At 69.2% G+C, this 19,289-nt stretch carries 16 protein-coding genes; 4 read left to right on the forward strand and 12 right to left on the reverse strand.

The annotated features are described in order from the left end of the window. Positions 1 to 8: 8 nt before the first annotated feature. The 3 genes from OOK40_RS21245 to OOK40_RS21255 form a co-directional block, all read right to left on the reverse strand. Positions 9 to 740, reverse strand: coding sequence for a hypothetical protein (locus OOK40_RS21245; protein WP_266484113.1), 732 nt, complete (start codon positions 738 to 740; stop codon positions 9 to 11). Then, positions 737 to 1,369 carry a DUF4255 domain-containing protein gene (locus tag OOK40_RS21250; RefSeq protein ID WP_266484115.1) on the reverse strand — a complete coding sequence of 211 codons (633 nt, stop codon included), beginning with the start codon at positions 1,367 to 1,369 and terminating at the stop codon, positions 737 to 739. Before OOK40_RS21250 ends, OOK40_RS21245 begins: the two co-directional genes overlap by 4 nt. 320 nt (positions 1,370 to 1,689) lie before the next feature. Then, positions 1,690 to 2,421, reverse strand: a complete 732-nt coding sequence (locus OOK40_RS21255) for an SDR family oxidoreductase (protein WP_266484118.1) — start codon at positions 2,419 to 2,421, stop codon at positions 1,690 to 1,692. A gap of 96 nt (positions 2,422 to 2,517) precedes the next feature. On the opposite strand from OOK40_RS21255, the gene OOK40_RS21260 reads away from it, so the two are divergent. Further along, positions 2,518 to 3,366: a LysR family transcriptional regulator gene (locus tag OOK40_RS21260; protein ID WP_266484122.1), complete on the forward strand. Its 849-nt coding sequence runs from the start codon at positions 2,518 to 2,520 to the stop codon at positions 3,364 to 3,366. A gap of 121 nt (positions 3,367 to 3,487) precedes the next feature. Here the strand turns inward: OOK40_RS21260 and OOK40_RS21265 are convergent, their stop codons facing one another. The 7 genes from OOK40_RS21265 to OOK40_RS21295 form a co-directional block, all read right to left on the reverse strand. After that, a complete protein-coding gene (locus tag OOK40_RS21265; RefSeq protein WP_266484126.1) occupies positions 3,488 to 4,198 on the reverse strand; it encodes an ABC transporter ATP-binding protein in 711 nt (236 codons plus the stop codon). Continuing rightward, entirely contained in the window at positions 4,191 to 5,006 is an 816-nt protein-coding gene (locus tag OOK40_RS21270; protein WP_266484129.1) for an ABC transporter ATP-binding protein, read from the reverse strand. The genes OOK40_RS21265 and OOK40_RS21270 overlap by 8 nt, the downstream gene beginning before the upstream one ends. Further along, positions 5,006 to 6,052, reverse strand: coding sequence for a branched-chain amino acid ABC transporter permease (locus tag OOK40_RS21275; protein WP_266484131.1), 1,047 nt, complete (start codon positions 6,050 to 6,052; stop codon positions 5,006 to 5,008). Before OOK40_RS21275 ends, OOK40_RS21270 begins: the two co-directional genes overlap by 1 nt. Beyond that, positions 6,052 to 6,942, reverse strand: coding sequence for a branched-chain amino acid ABC transporter permease (locus tag OOK40_RS21280; protein ID WP_266484133.1), 891 nt, complete (start codon positions 6,940 to 6,942; stop codon positions 6,052 to 6,054). The genes OOK40_RS21275 and OOK40_RS21280 overlap by 1 nt, the downstream gene beginning before the upstream one ends. Before the next feature lie 14 nt (positions 6,943 to 6,956). Then, complete coding sequence (locus OOK40_RS21285) at positions 6,957 to 8,156, reverse strand: branched-chain amino acid ABC transporter substrate-binding protein (RefSeq protein WP_266484135.1); 1,200 nt, start codon at positions 8,154 to 8,156, stop codon at positions 6,957 to 6,959. A 185-nt stretch (positions 8,157 to 8,341) separates the two neighbouring features. Further along, a complete protein-coding gene (locus OOK40_RS21290) occupies positions 8,342 to 8,836 on the reverse strand; it encodes a hypothetical protein (protein WP_266484137.1) in 495 nt (164 codons plus the stop codon). A gap of 263 nt (positions 8,837 to 9,099) precedes the next feature. Then, a complete protein-coding gene (locus OOK40_RS21295; RefSeq protein WP_266484139.1) occupies positions 9,100 to 11,994 on the reverse strand; it encodes an AAA family ATPase in 2,895 nt (964 codons plus the stop codon). 283 nt (positions 11,995 to 12,277) lie between these two features. On the opposite strand from OOK40_RS21295, the gene OOK40_RS21300 reads away from it, so the two are divergent. After that, complete coding sequence (locus OOK40_RS21300; protein ID WP_266484142.1) at positions 12,278 to 13,243, forward strand: LysR family transcriptional regulator; 966 nt, start codon at positions 12,278 to 12,280, stop codon at positions 13,241 to 13,243. A gap of 81 nt (positions 13,244 to 13,324) precedes the next feature. On the opposite strand, the gene OOK40_RS21305 is transcribed toward OOK40_RS21300, so the two are convergent. Beyond that, a complete protein-coding gene (locus OOK40_RS21305; RefSeq protein ID WP_266484144.1) occupies positions 13,325 to 14,551 on the reverse strand; it encodes a M6 family metalloprotease domain-containing protein in 1,227 nt (408 codons plus the stop codon). A gap of 452 nt (positions 14,552 to 15,003) precedes the next feature. Between OOK40_RS21305 and OOK40_RS21310 the strand changes: the two genes are divergently transcribed. Beyond that, entirely contained in the window at positions 15,004 to 15,630 is a 627-nt protein-coding gene (locus OOK40_RS21310; protein ID WP_266484146.1) for an ATP-binding protein, read from the forward strand. 336 nt (positions 15,631 to 15,966) lie between these two features. Further along, a complete protein-coding gene (locus tag OOK40_RS21315; RefSeq protein WP_266484148.1) occupies positions 15,967 to 17,361 on the forward strand; it encodes an NAD-binding protein in 1,395 nt (464 codons plus the stop codon). A gap of 74 nt (positions 17,362 to 17,435) precedes the next feature. Here the strand turns inward: OOK40_RS21315 and OOK40_RS21320 are convergent, their stop codons facing one another. After that, entirely contained in the window at positions 17,436 to 19,268 is a 1,833-nt protein-coding gene (locus OOK40_RS21320) for a Dyp-type peroxidase (RefSeq protein WP_266484150.1), read from the reverse strand. Between the last annotated feature and the right edge of the window lie 21 nt (positions 19,269 to 19,289).

Raw genomic sequence — 19,289 nt, forward strand, 5'->3', positions numbered from 1 at the left:
TTCCTCCGCTACGGGATCTCGATGAGCTGCTCGGTACCGCGAATGTCCTGCGCGGTCAGATGGATCGACGCCTCGGGGCCGCCGGCCCGGCCGGGCTCGGCGAGCGCCGTGACCGTGAACCACTCGGCCTCGGGCACGGCGGGATCCGGTGCGGGCAGTGGCGGCTTGCTGCCGGGCCGCCGCAGCGGCAGCCGGAAGGCGCCGTCCCATGCCGTCGCCGCGTACTCCACCCACTCGGCGACCCGCGGCACAGAGCCCGCGTCCGCACGTGCCCGGCCGCTGACCGCCGCTCCGGCCACCGCCGCACCGGCGGGCCCGCCACGCCGCACCCGCCCGCGCAGCAGCCGGGTTCCGGGCGGGAACGGATAGGCGGGCAACGGATACAGCCGTACGCGCGTCACCGCGGGTGCCGTCGACGCCGGGGCGTCGAACTCCACGCCGCCCGGATGCTCCGCGTCCAGCAGGTACGGCGAGACGAGCCGGATACGCAGCCGCTGCACGGCGCCCGGCACGGGAGCCGGATGCGCACTCGCCAGGGAAGGCAACACGATCGCGCCGCCCGGAGTCGTCACCACCGGTACGTCGTCCTCGGCAGCCCACTGCCCGCCGGCCAGCCGCCGCTCGACCACAGCGGTGACCTGCAGGACGGGCGCGCGTCCGGTGAAGGCATCCAGCGGCAGCAGGCAGACCGGTCCCGGTGCGATCCGTACGGTGTCCACCGCCGCGCCGCCGGCCGTCACGTGCGGGCTCCCACGCGCTGTCCGACGCCGACGCCGCCACCGGTTACGGCCGTTTCAGCGGTGATGTCGCGGGAGGCCAGATTGACCACCCGCACCTCGTAGTTGAGGGAGAGCCGGTACGGCTGCGAGATCGCCCACCACACCTTCGCCCGCTCGTCGAGCGACAGCGGGGCCAGGCGCAGCTTCAGCGACTCCCCGGCCTCGGCCACGCTGTTGCTCTCCGCGGCCGGCACCAGCAACGGACCCTGCAGGATGGCGTCGTCGTACAGCGCCCGCATCGCCCGGCCGAGCATTCGCTGCTGGGCGTCCGGGGTCCCGCCGGTCGGGACGAGCAGATAGCGCAGCAACAGGGCCATGTCGGCCCTGCGGAGCTCTTGCCGGACCACGCCGGTGACCGGGTCCTCCACCACGGTGTGGCGGGGGCCGCGGTTGCGTGCGCTGGGGTCCTCGGCGACCTCGTAGAGGAAGAGCTCAAGACCGAGCCCGGCGTTGCCGCCCTGCTGCTGACCGATGAGGTCGACGAGACGCACCTGGGCCTGGGAGCCGGACTCGCGCACGGCGGCGGCGAGTACCTTCAGCAGGATGTCGGACACATCGGCGATCACATCGGGACTGCCCACTGCGATCACCCCCTGATCGTGCGGATACGGCGCGGACGCTGCCCGACAGTTGTGTGCCGGACTGGTCAACACCTGTGAGGCTAGGGCCGGGTGACGCCCCGGGGCTTCCGGGAAATCCCTGGTTCCCTCCCTGGATCCGCACGCCGCTGCCAGGCCGGGCGGGAACGCCTGGTTTCGGCTTCGCCGACCGGAGTGCTCCTACTGACCTGTGCGGAGCGTTGGCCCCGGGCGCCGAAGCGTTGGCCGGGGCGGGCGCCACAGTCGGTGATCCTGTTCGAGACGCGCGGGCGAAGCCGTCTCACCCCGGCGGGTGATGACCGCCGTGCACATCACCAGGGCACTACGCCGGCGTCCTCGAAGAATTTGCCGGTCGGGCCGTCGTCGGGCAGGGTCGCGAGTGTGATGGCGATGCCCGCGCCCTGTTCGGGGGTGCGCACCCCGCGGAAGCCGTTGAGGTCGGTCGCGACGTATCCGGGGCAGCCGGCGTTGATCAGGATGTTCGTGCCGCTCAACTCCCGGGCGTACTGAAGGGTGACGGCGTTCAGGAACGTCTTCGACGGCGCGTACGCCACGGCCACCGGACCCGTCGTCTGCTCAGCAGCGGTTCCTGACTGCCGGGTGAGGGAGCCGACACTGCTGGACATGTTCACGATCCGCGGCGAGGCGGAGCGGCGCAGCAGTGGCAACATCGCGTTGGTGACGCGTATGACGCCGATCACGTTGGTCTCCACGACCGTCCGGATGGTGGCGGGATCGACCCGGGTGGGTTCCTGCGGCATGCCACCGGAGATGCCGGCGTTGTTGACGAGCACGTCGAGGTGCCCGGCCTGCTCCTCGATCAGCCGTGCGGCGGCGGTCGCGCTCGCGTCGTCGGTCACGTCCAGCGGTACACCGAACGCGTCGACGCCGGCCGCGCGCAGCTTCTCCACCGCGGCCGTACGGCGCTGATCGTCGCGGGCGCCGACGCCGACGCTCCAGCCGAGGGCTCCCAGGCCCGCCGCGATCTCGTACCCGATTCCCTTGTTCGCGCCGGTGACCAGCGCAATCGTTCGTTCACTCATAGGGACAATGCTGGCCCGGACCCTGGCGAGGGGTCCAACACTGATCGGGTGGGCAACGATACCTCCCAGGTATTGATCCGGGGATACGATGGCTGCGTGGAGACCCGAGAACTGCGATATTTCGTCGCTGTCGCTGAGGAGCTGCACTTCGGGCGCGCCGCGCAGCGGCTCGGCATCGCACAGCCGCCTTTGTCACGGGCGATCCAGCAGCTCGAACGCCGGCTCGGGGCAGCGCTGCTGGACCGGACCAGCCGCACCGTCACGCTGACCGAGGCCGGCTCGGTGCTCCTGGCCGAGGGCCGGGCGGCCCTCGACGCGGTCGACGCCGCCGACCGCCGGACCCGCCGCGCCGCCCTCGCCGCGACCGGCCGTCCCGGCCTGGTCCTGGTCACGAAAGCCGGCGCGTCCAGCGAACTGCTGGCGAAACTGCTCGACGCCTACGCCGCCGAACCCGGCGCGGTCCCCGTCGACGTCACCCTGTGCGGGCCGGGCGAGCAGGAACGACACCTGCGCGAGGGCCGGGCCGACGTGGCGCTGCTGCACCGGCCGTTCGACTCGACGGCCGGGTTCGACACCGAAGAGCTCAGCACGGAGAGCCAGGTTGTGGTCCTGCCGGCCGGGCATCCGCTCGCCGGCCGGGCCCACGTGCACATGGCCGACATCACCGCGCTGCCAGGCCTGCCCCTGCCACGCTGGCCCGACCGCGACGGCACCTACCCGCCCGGCCCCGGCCCGCAGGTCCGCGACCACACGCAGTTGCTACAGCTGATCGCGCTCGGCCGCGCTTGCGCGATCTCACCGGAGTCGAGCCGAGCCCAACTGCACGGTGACCTCGCCGCCGTGCCCGTGCTGGACGCGCCGACAGTCACCACCGTGATCGCCTGGCCACCGCACAGCCGGTCCAGAGCCGTCGCCGACCTCATCCGGACTGCGACACGTCTCTAGCCCCCCGCGCGCCGCGGTGATGACCAACCGGCCGTCGACTGCCGCGACCAACTCGACTACCACGAGCCTGAGTCGAGCGGGCGGAGTTCGGACCTGACCTGTCCGAGCCGCTCGTAGCCGGTCACGAAACCCCGCCCAGATAGGCCTCGGCCACGCGGGGGTCGGCGGACAGTTCGGCCGCCGTCCCCTCAAGTACCGTTTCACCGTTCTCGATCACATACGCACGGTGCGCGATCTTCAGCGCCCCGTTGGCGTTCTGTTCGACGAGGAGAACGGCCGTGCCCCCGCGGTTGATGTCCCGGATCACCTCCATCACGGCGGCGACCATGAGCGGGGCCAGGCCCATCGACGGTTCGTCGAGCATCAGCAGGCGGGGGCGGGCGACGAGGGCCCTGCCCATGGCGAGCATCTGCTGCTCGCCGCCGGACAGCGTCCCGCCGTGCTGGGTCCGCCGTTCGGCCAGCCGGGGCAGCAGTTCGTACACCTCGTCGACCCGTCGGGACAGTTCTGCGCCGTCGCGCACCAGATAACCGCCGATCAGCAGGTTCTCGTGCACCGTCAGCGTGCTGAAGATCCGCCGCCCTTCGGGGACATGCACCACCCCGCGTGCGACGATCTTCGGCGGAGCCGTCCTGATGATGTCCTCGCCCTCGTGCACGATCCGGCCCGCAGCGGGTCTGACCAGACCTGACACGGCGGACAGCGTCGTGGTCTTGCCGGCGCCGTTGTTGCCGAGCAGGGCGACGGTCTCCCCTTCGCCGACGGTGAGGTCGAGCCCGCGCAGCGCCTGCACTCCTCCGTAGCTGACTTCAAGGCCGTGGATCTCAAGCATTCTGTGCTCCGTCCCCCACGAGTTCCGCGCGAGCGGCGTGTACCTCGTCGTCGTCGGCATCCCGGCCGAGGTAGGCCTCGATGACTTCCGGGTTGCGTCGCACGTCGTCCGGACGGCCGTCCGCGATCTCCTTACCGAAGTTCAGGACGACCACCCGCTCGGACACCTCCATGACCAGGCCCATGTCGTGTTCGATCAGGGCGATCGCCATGCCCAGTTCCTGGATCCGGCGGATCAGGGTGAGCAGTTCGGCCTTCTCGCCGTGGTTGAGCCCCGCGGCCGGCTCGTCGAGCAGCAGCAGCTTCGGCCGCCGGGCAAGGGCGCGGGCGATCTCCACGCGGCGCTGCTCGCCGTACGGCAGGTTACGTACGAGACCGGCACGGTCGCCGCGCAGCTCGACGAAGTCGAGCCACCTGTGGGCCTCGTGGGTGGCCTCGCGCTCGCTGCGGCGGTAGCGGGGGGTGTGCAGCAACGCGTCGACGGCTCTCTGCTTCAGCCAGAGGTGAGTGCCCGCCCGTACGTTGTCCAGCACCGACAGCTCGCCGAACAGCCTCAGGTTCTGGAAGGTACGGGCGAGGCCACAGGCGGCGATCGCCGACGGGCGCCGGCCCGTCAGGTCCTTACCGGCCAGCCGGACGGTACCCCCGGTCGGCTTGTAGAACCCGCTGACGCAGTTGAACGCGGACGTCTTCCCCGCACCATTGGGGCCGATGACCGAGACGATCTCACTCTCGCCGACCGAGAAGGTGAGGCCGTCGACAGCGCGGACTCCTCCGAAGGCCAGCCGCAGATCATTGACTTCGAGCATCATTCGTCTTCCTTCGCCGACAGTGCTGTCGCTGGTACGCCGGGCGTGCCGCGGGCCGCCGTCTCGTCAGGTTCGCCCGCGCGGTGCGGCCACAGGCCCTGGGGGCGGAGCAGCATGACGACGATGAGGAGCATGCCGAACACGAAGAACCGGTAGTCCGCCAGGTCCCGCAGCAGTTCGGGGAGCAGGCTGATGACAACGGCGCCGACCACGACACCGCGGGTGGAGCCCATGCCTCCGAGTACGACCGCCATCAGGACGAGGGCGGACTGCAGGAACGTGAAGCTGGCCGGGGAGACCGCCGACAACTGGGCGGAGAACAGGACGCCCGAGAGACCTCCCCAGACCGCGCCCGCGACATAGGCCGCCAGCTTGACCCGGTACGTATTGACTCCGCTGGCTTCGGCCGCATCCTCGTCCTCCCGGACGAACCGCCAGGCACGGCCGATACGGGAGCGGCCGAGCCGGGCGGCGAACAGCACCGCGACCGAGACGATCACCACGGTCGTGTAGTAGAAGACGACCGGATCGGAGAGCGTGTTGCCGAGCAGCCCTGGTATGCCGTAGATCCCCGAAGGGCCGCCGGTGATGTCCAGGTTGTTGGCGACGATCCGGATGATCTCCCCGAAGCCGAGGGTGACGATCGCCAGATAGTCGCTGCGCAGCCGTAGCGTCGGGCCTCCGATCACCACTCCGGCCACCACCGTCACCACAACGACGACCGGCACGGTGGCCAGCAGCGGGACGTTCAGCCGCGTCGCGAGTATGCCGCCGGTGTACGCGCCGACGGCGAGGAAGGCGGCGAAACCGAGGTCGAGCAGGCCGCAGTAGCCGACGACGATGTTCAGACCGACGGCGAGCATCACGAAGACCGCCGCGCTGGTCATCACGTTCAGGGCATAGGGGGTGGCGGTCACGAACGGGGCCAGCAGGCCGATCGCGAGCCCGGCCCAGCCGAGCCTGCGGCTTTCGAGCAGCCGCGTGATGACCGAGGGGCCGCGGCCCTTCGGCTTGGCCGGTGGGTTCTGGTTCTGGACGGCGGTCATCACACTCGCTCCGTCACACGCGCGCCGAGCAGGCCGGTGGGCCGCACGGTCAAGAAGAGGATGAGGAACCCGAAGGCGAACACATCGCGCCATTCGCCTCCGAACCAGTCGGTGCTGAAGGACTCCAGCAGACCGAGGACGAGGCCGCCGAGCATCGTGCCCTTCAGATTCCCGATACCGCCGATGACGGCCGCGGTGAACGCCTTGAGCCCGATGATGAAGCCCATCAGGAAGTCGATCTTCCCGTAGTAGGCGCCCGCCATGACTCCGGCCGCTCCGGCAAGGGCCGAACCGATGAAGAACGTACGGGAGATGACCGCATCGACGTCGATGCCCATCATCAGACTGCCTTTCGGGTCCAGCGCGATGGCGCGCATCGCCCGGCCCTGGCGACTGCGCATGACGAGCGCGTTGAGCGTCACCATGAGACCGAGGGCGACCACCATGAGGACGAGCTGCTGAACAGTGATCCTGGCGCCGAGCACCGACACGGCGGTGCCGTCGAGGCGTACCGGATACACCCGCGGGTTCGGCCCCGCGATGATGCGGACCCCGTACTCCAGCGCGAACGACGCACCCACCGCGGTGATGAGCAGGGACAGCCGCGGTGCCCCCCGCAGCGGCCGGTAGGCCACCCGCTCGAGCGCGACGCCGCTCAGGCCGGTCACCAGCATCGTCAGCACGAGCACCACGAACAGGGCGGCCAACGAACCACCGGGGACGGCGCCGAGCGTGCCGAGCAGCGCGAATCCCGAGAACGCTCCGAGCATGTAGAGGTCGCCGTGGGCGAAGTTGAGCAGCTTGATGATCCCGTAGACCATGCTGTAGCCGAGGGCGACCAGGGCGTAGAACGAGCCGACGAACAGCCCGTTCCAGATGAGCTGTGGCATGCGAACCCCTCCGGTTACTTGAGGGAGTCCTGCAGGACGAACTTGCCGTTCCTGACGCCCAGGATCACGAATCCGCCGTTGCTCAGGGTGTGGTCATCGGTGAACTTCAGCGGGCCGGAGAACATGTCGAAGCCGTTCAGGCCCTCGAGCGCCTTGATGATCTTGTCGCCGTCGGTGCTGCCGGCCTTCTTGATGGCCTCGGCCGCCACCCGCACGGCGTCGTAGGACTGCGTCGAGTACGGGCCGGGTTCCGAGCCGAACTTCTTCTTGTAGGAGGCGATCCAGCTCTCGGCGCCCGGAGTTGTTTCGGGGGTCTGGGTCATGGTCGCGTAGACGCCCTTGCCGTTCGCGGCGCCCGCGATCTCGACGAGCTTCGCGTCGACCGAGCCGTCGCCGACGAGGAACTTGCCCTTGTAGCCGGCCTGGCGGAACTGACGGATCAGCAGGCCGCCCTCCTGGTAGTAGCCGGTCCAGTAGATGTAGTCGGGGTTCGACTTCAGCACGCTGGTGACATTCGGGCTGTAGTCGCTCTCACCGGGGTTGACCGAATCCTCACCCGCCCTGGCCGGAGCGCCGCCCACGCCCAGCTTGACCGAGGTGAGGTCGGCGATGTCCTTGGAGTAACTGGTGTTGTCGTCCATGACGGCGACCTTCTTGGCCCCGTCCTTGGTCAGCCACTTGACGGCTGCGTCCGCCTGCTGGCTGCCGGTGCCGTTGATGAGAAAGACGTGATCCTGTTGCTGCGCGACCAGTTCGTTGGAGTTGGCCGCCGGAATGATCATGGGGATCTTCTGCTTGCCGAAGACCGGCAGTGTGGGCAGCGTGGCGCCCGAGCAGTAGCCGCCGACCGAGACGACCGTGCCTGCCGCAAGCAGCTTGTTGGCCGCCGCGACCGCGGTCTTCGGGTCGCAGGCGTCATCCTCGGCCTGCAGTTTCAGCTTCCGGCCGAGCACACCGCCCTTGGCGTTGATCTCGTCGATCGCAAGCTGCGCGCCGTTCTTCATGTACGGGCCGATGTCCGCGCTGCTGCCGGACATCGGGATGTCCATCCCGAGCACGATGGGGCCCTTGTTGTCACCCTCGGAGCTGGAGCCGACCAGTCCGTTGCAGCCCGTGGTGGACAGTGCGGCCACCGTGAGGAGCGAGGTCAGCGCCACGACGCGGGACGTGGTGCGGGCGGTTGAGGGCAGGACGGGGCTGGTGGGTCTCTTCACGGGGGGACGCTCCTCTGCGAGGCAATGCGGACGGTCGGGTGGGAGGACCTGGGGCGGATCGGTCACGGGTGCGAGGACCTGGGGGATCCGTCAGCGGGCGACACGGTGAGTCGCAGCCGGCTCAGGACGCGGCTCTTCCCCTGGTCGGGACATGAGCCCTGTGGCGCCATGTGGCGTGTGACATTTCACATCGCACTAGGGTGATCGGTCAATGGCTTGAACCCGACCGTTGTCGTCCGGTCGGCCAGGGCGTCATCGGCGGCGCGTATCGAAGACAGCGCCATCGAACCGGGCGGCTCCCGTCCGGAGTGCCGCGGGACGTGAAGGGGCGGGAGTTCCAGCACCGTGCAGCCGAAGCCAGTGATCCGCCCGACGATTGAGGAGGCCTCTGGATCATGTACGGAGAAGACGAACGGCCCGGGTATCAGCAGCACGTTGTAGACGCCGCAAGCCACCAGATCCATAAGCCTTTCCAGGCCGGGCAACGGCCCCCGGGAGCGCAAGCCGTTGTCCAGGTAGATCGAGGGCTCAGGCAGTCCGAGTTCTCCGGCACAGCTGCGAAGTGCGATCCGATGCGTTTCCATTCCCCAGGCATCGAAGGGAAAGCACCGAAGGTATCCAGCGATCCTGACCGTGCCGTACTGGGTAATGTCGAGGCCCGCGAATTTCTCCTCCGCCATCAGACTCTCCAGTCATAACGGGATTTCCCCGGATGTATGTGGCCGGTTAATCCAGGAGACGGAGAGAAGGCGGCCAAGTCCATGGCCGGACGAACACAGTCCGGTTACCGATGGCAGCCCGTACCGCGGATCGCTGGGTATGGGGTACCCCCCCGTGGCAGGGAACGCTGCGTAGTTCAGACCCCACGTGTGCCTATTGCGGCCGGCCGTACCGATTGAGCCAGGGGGCCCGTTGGCACCCGCATTCGCCACCTCGCGGCGGCCTATGGGTTGTTGGTGGTCAGCGCGTCGCGGACGGCGTGGCGACTGGTGACGCCGAGTTTCTTGAGGACGCTGGCCACGTGGTGTTCCGCGGTGCGGGGGGAGAGGAAGAGGGCGTGGGCGATGTCGCGGTTGGAGGCGCCGGTGGCGAGAAGGCCGGCGACTTCCTGCTCGCGGGGGGAGAGTTGCTCGCCGTAGCCGCGGCGTCCGACCGGGGGGCGGGCTTCGCCCAGGTCGCGCAGAGTGCGCTGGCAGCGGGCGGCGTCGAAGGTGGCCCCCAGGTGCCTGTAGACCTCGTCGATCTCTGTCAGGTCCCGCGCGGCACGGTGGGGCGTGGTGGGGATCAAGGTGCGGGCGGCGTGTTCGGCGGCCTGGGCTGCGGGGTAGGGGCGGCCGATGCCCTGGAAGGTGGCGCGAGCACGGTCGAAGTGATCGCGAGCCCGGGCCGGGTCGTTGTCGCGCAGAAGCAGTCCGAGGCAGAGGTGAAGGTGGGCGATCGCGGCCGGCGCGTCCTGGCCTTCGATTGCCCGCTCGAACTCCTTGGTCAGCTCCCTGGCCGACTCGGGCCGCCCGGTTGCCAGGGCGGCCTCGACCGCGACCGGAACCACGGCTGAGGCTCTGAGCCAGGGCCCGTTGTGGCGCAGGCTGTCCGCTGCCGGGGCGCTGATCGCCCACGCGGTCTCCGGCTCACCCTGGGCAAGCCTCACCCGGCCGATACCGGCGGCCGCATCGGCGCTCCAGACCGCGTAGTCACTCGCCTCTCTCGCGGTGGTGTACCTCTTCAGAGCCTGGCTCCACTGTCCTCGGGCCTCGGCGAGCGCCCCCAGAACCAGCGATCCCTCGATCTCCAGCATCTGGATGTCCGGGATCTGGGCGAACAAGGACGCGTAGGCGGCCTCCAGGTCGCTCCAGGCGCCCGAGTACCAGGCGAGTTCCTGGCGCAGTATGCGGCAGGTGGCGTCGAGTTGCGGGGCACCGGTGCGGTGGGCGAGGTCCCGGCTCTGTTCGAGCAGCGGGCCCACCCGGTCGTCGTGGCCGAGATCCAGCGCCGCATCGGCCGCGTTGTACAGCGCCCTGGCGGTCTGCCTCAGTACGGCCAGGTCTCTGCCTTCCCGGGGCAGGTGGTCGACCAGCTCCCATACCTGCGGATGCCCGATCTGGGCCAGCACCGCGATCTTGTTGGCGTCCACCGTGGCCCGCGCCGCCTCATCGGGACTGGCCTGCACAGCGCGTTCTGCGCGCTCGATCCAGGCCAGTGCTTCCGCGGCGGGCCGGCCTCTGAACGTCGCCCACAGGGCCAGATGACTCATCGCGTGCGCGGCGGTCTCGGGCCGCTGGTCGCCCAGCTCCTCGATGGCGCTCTCCAGCTCCCGGATCCCTGCCGGGGCGCCGGCCTGACTGGTGAGGATGAGACCGAGTCCGACGCGGATCTCACCGCGGGTGGCGGCGGGCAGCTCGGGGTCGGACAGGATTCGTTGCAGGACCGCCACCGACGCCGTGTACTCGACGCTGTAGGTGGCGGTGCGGCTGAGGGCCAGCGCCACGCGGGTACGTACCTCCTCATCCAGCCCGGGTTCGGCGAGGATGGCGTGCAGAACGGCGGCGGCGGTGCCCTGGTCACCCAGCGCGAGCGCCTGAGCGGCGGCCGCCTCGGCCTGGGTGAGCCAGCCCTCCCGGTCGCCCAGGGCACGGAAGTGGTGGGCGATCTGCACCAGCGGGGGGCTGTCCAAGATGCGCAGGGCCGCGATCGCCCGCTCATGCAGGCGGCGACGCTGCGGACCCGGGATGGTCTGGTAGACGGCCTGCTGGGCGAGCGTGTGGCGGAACCCGTACTCCATCGGCCGGTTCTCGCGCAGCACCGCGGCCCCCAGCACCTCCATCAAGGCATCCATGCCCTGGTCGGGGTCGAGATCGGCGACCTGGGTCAGCACGGGTTCGGCGGTGGGCACCGCCAGCACCGCGGCGGCCTCCGCCACCGCCACCGCCTGCGGCGTCATGCCCCGCACCCGTGTGGTGACCGCCTCCCGCAGTCCTCGAGGCACCACCGCTTGGCCGAGCCTGGTCACCGGATCGACCACCTCAACGCTCAGGTGTGCCCGATGGCCCTGTTCACTCAAGGTGATCAGGTCCTCCTCCACCACCAAGGGCAAGCCCGCACTGCGGTCGAACAGGATGCGGCCCAGTGCGTGCGTGGCGCGCGGGCCCAGGACGGCAGCGGTCAGGTCATGGATGTCGGATTCGGTCAGCGGAGCCAGGTGGATCTCCGCGCCGCTGGTGCCCGGCGGTCGGCGATAGGCCGCGCCCAGGACGGGGGCGCGCGGCGCCAGCTCTTCCTGCCGGTATGTGAGCACCAGGCCCAGATGCGGTGGCAGGTCACGGGCCAGGAGCAGCAGCAGCTCGCGGGTGGCTTCGTCCACCCAGTGCAGATCCTCGATGACCAGGACCGCGGTGCCGCACGCCTCCAGGACCGCGCGCACCGCCCGTACCAGCTGGTAGCGCTCAGCCCCGGTCTCCTGCACCTCGGCGGGCGCGGGAGGCAAGTGGTCGGTCAGTTCCGGCAGCAGCGGCGCCAGGACGCCGGCCAGCGGAGACATCTCGGGGGCCGGTGGCAGGTAGGGGCCGGCCTGACGCAGGGCATCGATGACCGGCCCATAGGGAAAAGGTTCGCGCAGCGGGTGGCAGCACCCGTACAGGACCCGCCCGCCCTGGCCGACCAAGTCCGCGGTCACCTCGCTGACCAGGCGTGACTTGCCGACCCCGGCCTCTCCCTCGATCAGCACCACCGCGGGTGGATGCTGCAGGGCGCCCCGCAGCAGGCCGGACTCCCGCCGGCGGCCCACAAAGGCGAAACCTCCGCCGCCCGCGGCGCGGGGGCTGGGATCGGGACCAACCTTCATGACGCACCCTGCCGTTCACCACGGCCACGGGCCGGGTGGCTGCCCGTACATCCCGCGTCACACCCGCAACCTCGTACACCCCACGCTAATCCCGCTCCGGCGAAGCGCGAAAGGACCACCCTCGGATGATCGTGGCCACCTTGAACGGCTGTCGCTTTCGGCCCGGCGCAGTGTCCTCGCGCTTGCATCGGGCGTCTGCATGAATTACATGTGACATTTCACATAGGACTGAGGGTTTCCCGCCCCTGTTCGGGAGCTCCCGCCGGTCTCTACCATCCGCGCCATGGATCTCGAGGTACGGCATTTGCGAGTGATCTGCTCGATCGCGGAGGCCGGTAGTCTCACCCGCGCCGCTGCATCGCTGGGCATGACCCAGCCAGGGCTCAGCGCCCAGCTGCGGCGCATCGAGATCATGCTGGGCGGGGCGATCTTCGACCGTGGACAAGCCGGTGCCGTCCCCACCACGTTCGGCGAGCTGGTGCTCACGCGCGCACGTGCCATCCTGCCGGGTGTCGACGGCCTGCTGGCCGACACCGCCCGCGCCGCACGCTGCCGAACCACACCCGACCGTGTCCGCCTGGGATCGGTGGGCGCCCCGATGCTTGCCGATCTCGTCATGGCGGTAAGGGAGTTGTCGCCCCGATCGGAAGTGACGGTCCGCTGCCAGTACTCCCCGTCCCCCCTGCTCGACGACCTCGCCGCGGGACGCCTGGAGGCTGCGGTCCTCGGTGACAACCCTGGCCAGGAGCTCCCGCCACGCGATGAAGTCGTACTGCGCCCGCTGGCCACCGAGCCCGTCTTCGCCCTGCTCCCGTCCGCCCACCCGCTGGCAGAGCAGGAAGAGGTGAGCCTGAACCAGCTCATCGAGGAGGACTGGGCCGTGCCCCACCCGGACACCGACCGCACCCGGGAATACTGGGCGTCCGTCTTCGCCCTGGCGGACCGCCAGCCGAAAACGCCCTACGAGGCGGAGGGCCGGCAGTTGATCGAGCTCGTACGGGCGGGTCTGGCCGTCAGCCTCTGCCAGGCCACGTTCATCGCGGTGCCAGGCGTCGCGGTCCGCCCTCTCGCCGGGAATCCGATCTGGTACCGCCATGTGCTTGCCTGGCGTCGCGACGGCCCGCTCGCCGCGCACGGCGACGAGATCTTCCGCAGGGTCGGCAAGGGCTATCTGGCCACCTGCGCCGCCACCCCGGCGTACGCACGGTGGCTCGAACGCCATCCGCGCTCGGCGCGGCTGCTGGACTGAGCGGCACGCCAAGGCGGTGTGGTCGGCGCATGCCGCGCCGACCACACCGCCCGTTGACGAGAAGCGTCCCGTGCTATGCGGTCACCACTTGTAGGTCCAGACGGTGTCGTTGTACGTGTCGGAGCTGTTCACGTAGATCCGGATGCGGGCGGTGTCGTCCTGGAACCACTGGCCGGGTTTCCAGGTCTGCATGTCCAGCGTGGAGCAGTTCCCGGTGGGTGCGGCGGCGTTGGGGTTGCTCACCACGCGGACCGGTCCACTGCCGCTGGCGACCGAGGTGTCGACCTTGTAGATCAGTACGCCGGTGGCGCAGGCGTTGGAGTCGTTGTTGGCGGCCTTGCGGGACTCGGCGACGTAGGCCGTGGTGGCGCTGGTCTTGATCACCGCCAGCTTGTAGCCGCTGCCCCCGTACTCCACCCCGTTCAGGGTGGTGGAGTACGTGCCGTTCGTTGACAGACAGGAGACCTGGCTGTCGGTGATCCAGCCGAACTTCCATGCGTGCCAGCCGAGGAACTGCGGGGCCGGGCCGCTCACGTTGCCCATGACGTCCCAGCCGCCGACGTACTGGTGCTGATCGCCGTTGAAGGCGTAGAGGTCGGGCAGGCCGAAGGTGTGGCCGGTCTCGTGGGCGGCGACCTTGTAGCCCCAGTTCCACATGTCCTGTCCGAAGGTCACCGCCCACTTGATCGTCACCCAGGCGTTCGTCGCCTTGTTCCAGACCCAGGTCGTATTGGCGGGGTCCTGGACCCAGGTGGGGGTGTGAGTGATCGCGGCCGCGGTGCTGGTCGGCACGATGTAGAACGTGTCGTAGTTGGCGAGGTTGACGCCTGCGTCGGCGGCACCGGCGAGCGCGTCCTTCACATATATCCGGTGCGTGTCCCAGGAGAACCCGCGCGCCCAGTTGTAGTCGGTGGAGTTCTTCGGCATGCGCACCCAATTGCCGTGTGGGGCCTGCATGTCCAGCCAGGTCTTGCCGTTGGAGGCATTCCACAGCCAGTTGGCTGCGCCGGAAATCTGGTTGTAGTAAGGGGTGAGCGGCAGGGTGGTCCCGACGGCGTCGGGGAAGTCCACGTAGATCACTCCTACGCGCTTGGTGCCGACCGGGTTCTGGAACCGGTTGTAGTCGGTTTGCTGGCCCTCATCGGTGTAGCCGGTCGTCCCCTGGAGCGCACACGTGGAGGTGCTCCCGTTGAATGCATGGGCGGGGCCGGTGGGGACGGTGACCAGGGCAAGCAGAGCGAGCAGGGCGGACAGGACGATCAGGAGCGCCGCGGGGAGTGGGCGCCGCGGCCTGGTCGAAGAGCGCAAGGTATGCCTCCGGGGGAGAGTGGTCCGGGCTCGGGCGCGGCAGCTGCGACCCTCCGGCAGGCGACGTGGCGGTTGCCGAGGGCAGGTGGGCGGGTCGCAGACTCGGCTCGCCGTCGTTTCGCAGCTGTTGCGCTGTGGCGGAGGGCAGGTCGACAGCTCGTTCTGAGGAGCTCTCACCTGCCCCGGGGATCGCGCCGGCATCGGAGGTTCACCCTCCGGATCCTCCGGGCGATCGCGGAGCGTACCTGCCGGTCCAGGCCGGGTGCCGCCTGGAATTGCCGCTGAGCAGGATCCGCTTGAATGTCGGTTCGAGGACATAGTGCGGGCCGGTCAGCGCCCCGGGCAGCTCTCACCTGTTCATCACATGGCGTTATGAACCCGGAAATCCGGGGCCGGTGGGGCTACCCATCGTTTCCTCCACTTAATGGGTGCGCTTACGCGTTGATCTCTTGGTGGCCGCCGGCGTTCTGTGGAGACAGATGTTCAAGTCATCCGGAATGCGAAAAGGGCGGCAGATCATGACGATCAATGACGTGGACGGCTCGCTGATCGGCCGCCCGGCCCATGGCCTGGCCCACCCCACCCGCCTGGTTCCCAGGCCGTACCGAGGTGAGACCAGATCTCAATGGTTCGATCGCCACCCGGCTTCCGTGGCCGCCGCACGGAGCTTCACCCGCGACGCCCTGGTCGAACAGCCCCTTGAGGAATCGGAAACCGTCGAGCTGCTCGTCAGCGAACTGGTTACCAATGCCGTACGCCACGGAGCCGGCCCGATCCTGCTCAGTGTGACTGTCCGCGGCACGTCACTGCGGTGCGAAGTCACCGATGCGCATCCGGCTTTCCCCTGCCTCATGGCGGCCGGCGCCGACGACGAATCCGGTCGAGGCATGCGGTTGCTCCATGAGCTGTCCCACCGCTGCGGCGTCCGTGCGGCTCACCAAGGAAAAACGGTCTGGTTCGAACTGCGGGCTCCGGGCCTGGCCGAAGCCTCCGTCCCTGCTTCCGTCCCCGCCCCCGCTGCTTCGGCCATGCGCAGCGGCCCGGCGGCGCCGCTGCAGTGCTGGTCGGCAATCGCATAACTCGGGGTTATGGGCTTTCGAGATCTTCCCGACGGCGAACCGGAGCCCGGATGCTGAGCGAGCCACGCAGCTCGGACACTGTGCTCCATGGTCGGCCGGGACGCTCATACCACCTCGTGACGGGAGTACCGATGAGCATTGCCTGCGATCCCGCAGAGACGGCCACGACCGGCCCTGGCCCCGACGGACAGCGGCTTTTGACGGACGTTCGGAACACAGCCGATGCACCCCGGTCCCCGGACACGCACGACTCCGCATGCCATTGCGGGCAGTCGTTGGTCCGCTGCGACGGTTGCGGTGCCCTGCGTTGCCTTGATTGCGATCCCTACCGTTCCGATGACTGCACCTTCGGACTCTGAGCGTTCGCGCGACGGCGGCGCTACCGAGGGGGACCCGGTCGCAGGCACGCCTCCCGGCGGGAGGCGTGCCGAGGAGTGCTTCATCGTCGTCGGGAGCGACGTGGCGCGCAGGGTCTGCGGCTCGCTGAAGTCGGCCGGTCACCAGGTGCGCCACCTGGCTCAGCCCACGGACGAGGATCTGCGCCGGGCGCTGGACCGGGAGGTGGCAGGCGTCGCGATCCTGCTCGATGACGATGTCGAGTCCCTGCGCTATGCCCTTGCGGTGGAGCACATTCGTCCGAACGTCTCGCTGGTGGTGACGATCTTCGACCGGACGGTGGCCGAGCAGCTGATACGTGTGGTCCCGAACTGCCGGGTCACCTCCCCGGCGGACGTCGTCGCACCGACCTTCCTGGCCGCATGTGTCGAGTCCGACCTGCTGGCCCTCACGCGGACCGCTTCCGGCCACGTCGCCGCCCGCCGGGAGGGGGACAGTGTCCGCCTCGAGCCCTACAGGCCACCGCGCTCCCTGAGGTACACGGCACGGCTCGGGAGGATGCGGGGGCAGCTTCGGCCGCACGACAGCAGCTCGCGGATCACGCTGACCGGCCTCGCCGGGCTTCTCCTGGTCCTGTTCCTGGACTGGCTCTGGTCCGTGACTCTCCATCACCGACGGCCGGTCGAGGCTCTGTTCGAGGCGGCGCGAACGGTGTCGGCCGTCGGCCCCGTGTCCGCGCACGGTTCGGACGCGTACATGGTGTTCGCCAGCGTCGCGATGCTCCTGACCATCGTGTTCACGGCCGTTTTCACCGCAGGCCTGATCGATCGTCTCCTGGCTCCGCGTTCGGTCGGCATCGTGGGTCCCCGGGCCCTTCCTCGGGCGGGGCATGTGGTGGTGGTCGGGCTGGGACAGGTGGGGCTGCGGCTCTGTACCCAGGTGCAGGACCTGGGCATCGGCGTGGTCGCCGTGGAGCGGGACCCGGCAGCTCCCAACCTCAGGCTGGCCAGGGCGCTCGGCGTGCCCGTGGTCGTCGCCGACGCGACGGACAGGTTCGTGCTGCGCGAACTCGGCCTGAACAAGGCGCAGGCGATGGCCGCCGTCGCCTCGGACGACTTGGACAACATCGCGGTCTCCGTGGCCGCGCTGGCGGTCGCACCTGATCTTCGGGTGGTCATACGCGCAGGTGACCACGAGGCCATCGCGGAGACCCGTTCGTTGTTCAGGATCGGCCTTGTCCACGACCTGAACAGCATGTGCGCCGCGTACACGAGCGCAAGCCTGTGCGGACTGCAGCCGCGCGGTGTGGTGGCACACGGAAAGCGGCTCCTGGTGGAGCGTGCGGACGGAAGCTTCGTGCCCTGGCCGCACACGGACCGGTGCGGCCATGAGTAGTTCTCAGACACCGGAGGCATGACGCACGGGAGCAGTCCGCCGGTGCTCCGGCGGACTGCTCCCGTTCACGGTGGTCAGTGCCGGGTGTTGGTGTGCCAGATGGGGTCACCCGTGCTGGTGTAGATCACCACGTTGCCGTCGGCCTGGACCGCGAGCATGGCGCCCGGGTTGCCGGCCGTCGCCGACGCCCACACCGGCTGGTTGTCCGGCGTGTAGATCACCAGGTTGCCGTCCTCCTGGAAGACGGCGCGAGCGCCCCGCGTGGCCGGGTTGTTTGAGGCCCAGCGGGGGTTCTCCCTCTCGTCGAAGACCACGAGCCTGCCGTCGTCCTGGAGGGTCAGCTTCGCCTTGCCCGCGTCGACCTCGTCACCGATGTCCAGGATGGAGACGGCGGAGATCTCGTGGTTGCCGTCCTCCGTGACCCGGACCTTGATCTTCGGGGCTTCGTCCGACAGTTTGCCGTCAGCCAGGCGGTCCAGGGTCGACAGTGACGGCGTGAACGCGTAAACCGCTCCCTCGGTCCGTACGAACTGCTCGAACCGCACCTGCTTGCCGGCGAAGGAGACATCGGTCGTCGGGCCGATCATCGGATCCGCGCCGACCTTTGGATCGCGCTTCGGGAAGCCGGTCTCGATGACCCAGTCCTTCTGGATGAACTCGAACTGCCTCACCAGGTCGGCCTGGTAGCTGACGAAGACCAGACCGCGAGCGGCGTCAGGACCGTGCCCGCCCGCTCCCGCCGGGTCGAAGGGCAGGCCGTAAGGGATGCCGCGGCGCATGATGCGCCGGCCGTCGAGATTGCCCTTCTCCGGTACGGGCGTCTCGCCCTTCTGGAACAGGAGCCCGTCGCGGGGGTTGGTCTTGCGGAGGTGGGAGAACAGCGGGGTGATCTCCCCTTCCAGGTCGTTCGCGAAGCTGATGTCGTTGTCGTTCGCCGCCTCCGGGTCGGAAGGCATGTCGGCGTGCGGACACTTCGCCACGGGCGTGCCCGAACGCCAGCGCCCGACCATCCGGGCCGCCAGCCACTCCGTGGTGGCCTCCGGGGGCACGGCCTTCGCGTTCTTCAGCTCCTTCAGCCGCGCCCCGATCTGCGCCCACCAGCCTGGAACGTCCTGGCCGAGCCTGCGCACCACGTGGAACGAGCCGTTCCGCGCCCACTCCGGCAGACCGGAGGGCTTGCCGCTGACGGTCTCCTCACCGACGACGAACTCGCCGGCCGGGATGATCCGGGTGCCCGGGTGTCCGTTCTTCCACTCCGGACGCTTGGGGTCGGGCTCGTCGAATCCCTTGACGGCCGGCTCGCTGACGCCGTCCTTGAAGCCGAAGTGCTCCTTGCCCCTCCGGTCACCGAGCAGAGTCCCGCCGTCCTGCTCGAAGATGATCACCACTTTGTGGACGGAGGCTTCCTGCCGCTCCTGGGCGAGGGCCGCCCGAAGGTCTGCGACCCTGTCGGCCGCGATGGTGAGCACCGCATGGACGGGCTGCGCGTTGCTGTCGCCGAAGAGCCAGTTCTCCGGGGAGTTCTCCCCGGTGTCCCCGAGCATTCCGGCGCGTACGGCGGAGCCCTGCTTGAACGCCTGCTGCGTCGTGCCTTCCGCTGTACCGGGGAAGGGGTCCTTGCCCGTCAGCGTCTGCATGCCGCCGTGGGTGAAGCTGACGCTGCGCCATACGGCGGTGAGCGCCTTGGGGTCGTCACCGCCGGTGTTGCCGCGTGCCTTGCTGAAGGCCGCGTTGAACGCGGCGACCTGCCGGGTCGTGGCGATGCGCGGCTTCAGGCGGCGCAGCCAGGTGCGTGCCCGTGTCGCGTCGTCGAACTTCAGGAACAGTAGCTGTACGTGGTCCTTCTTGAAGCCGGCGATCACATCGCCCTGGATCTCCGTGCTCTCCCGCAGTGTCAGGTCTGTCATCGTGTCTCCAGTTCCTCGGGT

The organism is Streptomyces sp. NBC_01481 (genome assembly GCF_026339995.1).
Taxonomy (GTDB): Bacteria; Actinomycetota; Actinomycetes; order Streptomycetales; family Streptomycetaceae; genus Streptomyces.

Excerpts from the sequence above, each read along its gene's own strand:
- OOK40_RS21265 (WP_266484126.1), bottom strand. The coding sequence starts at position 4,198 with ATGCTTGAGATCCACGGCCTTGAAGTCAGCTACGGAGGAGTGCAGGCG.
- OOK40_RS21290 (WP_266484137.1), bottom strand. The coding sequence starts at position 8,836 with ATGGCGGAGGAGAAATTCGCGGGCCTCGACATTACCCAGTACGGCACG.
- OOK40_RS21270 (WP_266484129.1), bottom strand. The coding sequence starts at position 5,006 with ATGCTCGAAGTCAATGATCTGCGGCTGGCCTTCGGAGGAGTCCGCGCT.
- OOK40_RS21275 (WP_266484131.1), bottom strand. The coding sequence starts at position 6,052 with ATGACCGCCGTCCAGAACCAGAACCCACCGGCCAAGCCGAAGGGCCGC.
- OOK40_RS21255 (WP_266484118.1), bottom strand. The coding sequence starts at position 2,421 with ATGAGTGAACGAACGATTGCGCTGGTCACCGGCGCGAACAAGGGAATC.
- OOK40_RS21320 (WP_266484150.1), bottom strand. The coding sequence starts at position 19,268 with ATGACAGACCTGACACTGCGGGAGAGCACGGAGATCCAGGGCGATGTG.
- OOK40_RS21280 (WP_266484133.1), bottom strand. The coding sequence starts at position 6,942 with ATGCCACAGCTCATCTGGAACGGGCTGTTCGTCGGCTCGTTCTACGCC.
- OOK40_RS21300 (WP_266484142.1), top strand. The coding sequence starts at position 12,278 with ATGGATCTCGAGGTACGGCATTTGCGAGTGATCTGCTCGATCGCGGAG.
- OOK40_RS21315 (WP_266484148.1), top strand. The coding sequence starts at position 15,967 with ATGACTGCACCTTCGGACTCTGAGCGTTCGCGCGACGGCGGCGCTACC.
- OOK40_RS21295 (WP_266484139.1), bottom strand. The coding sequence starts at position 11,994 with ATGAAGGTTGGTCCCGATCCCAGCCCCCGCGCCGCGGGCGGCGGAGGT.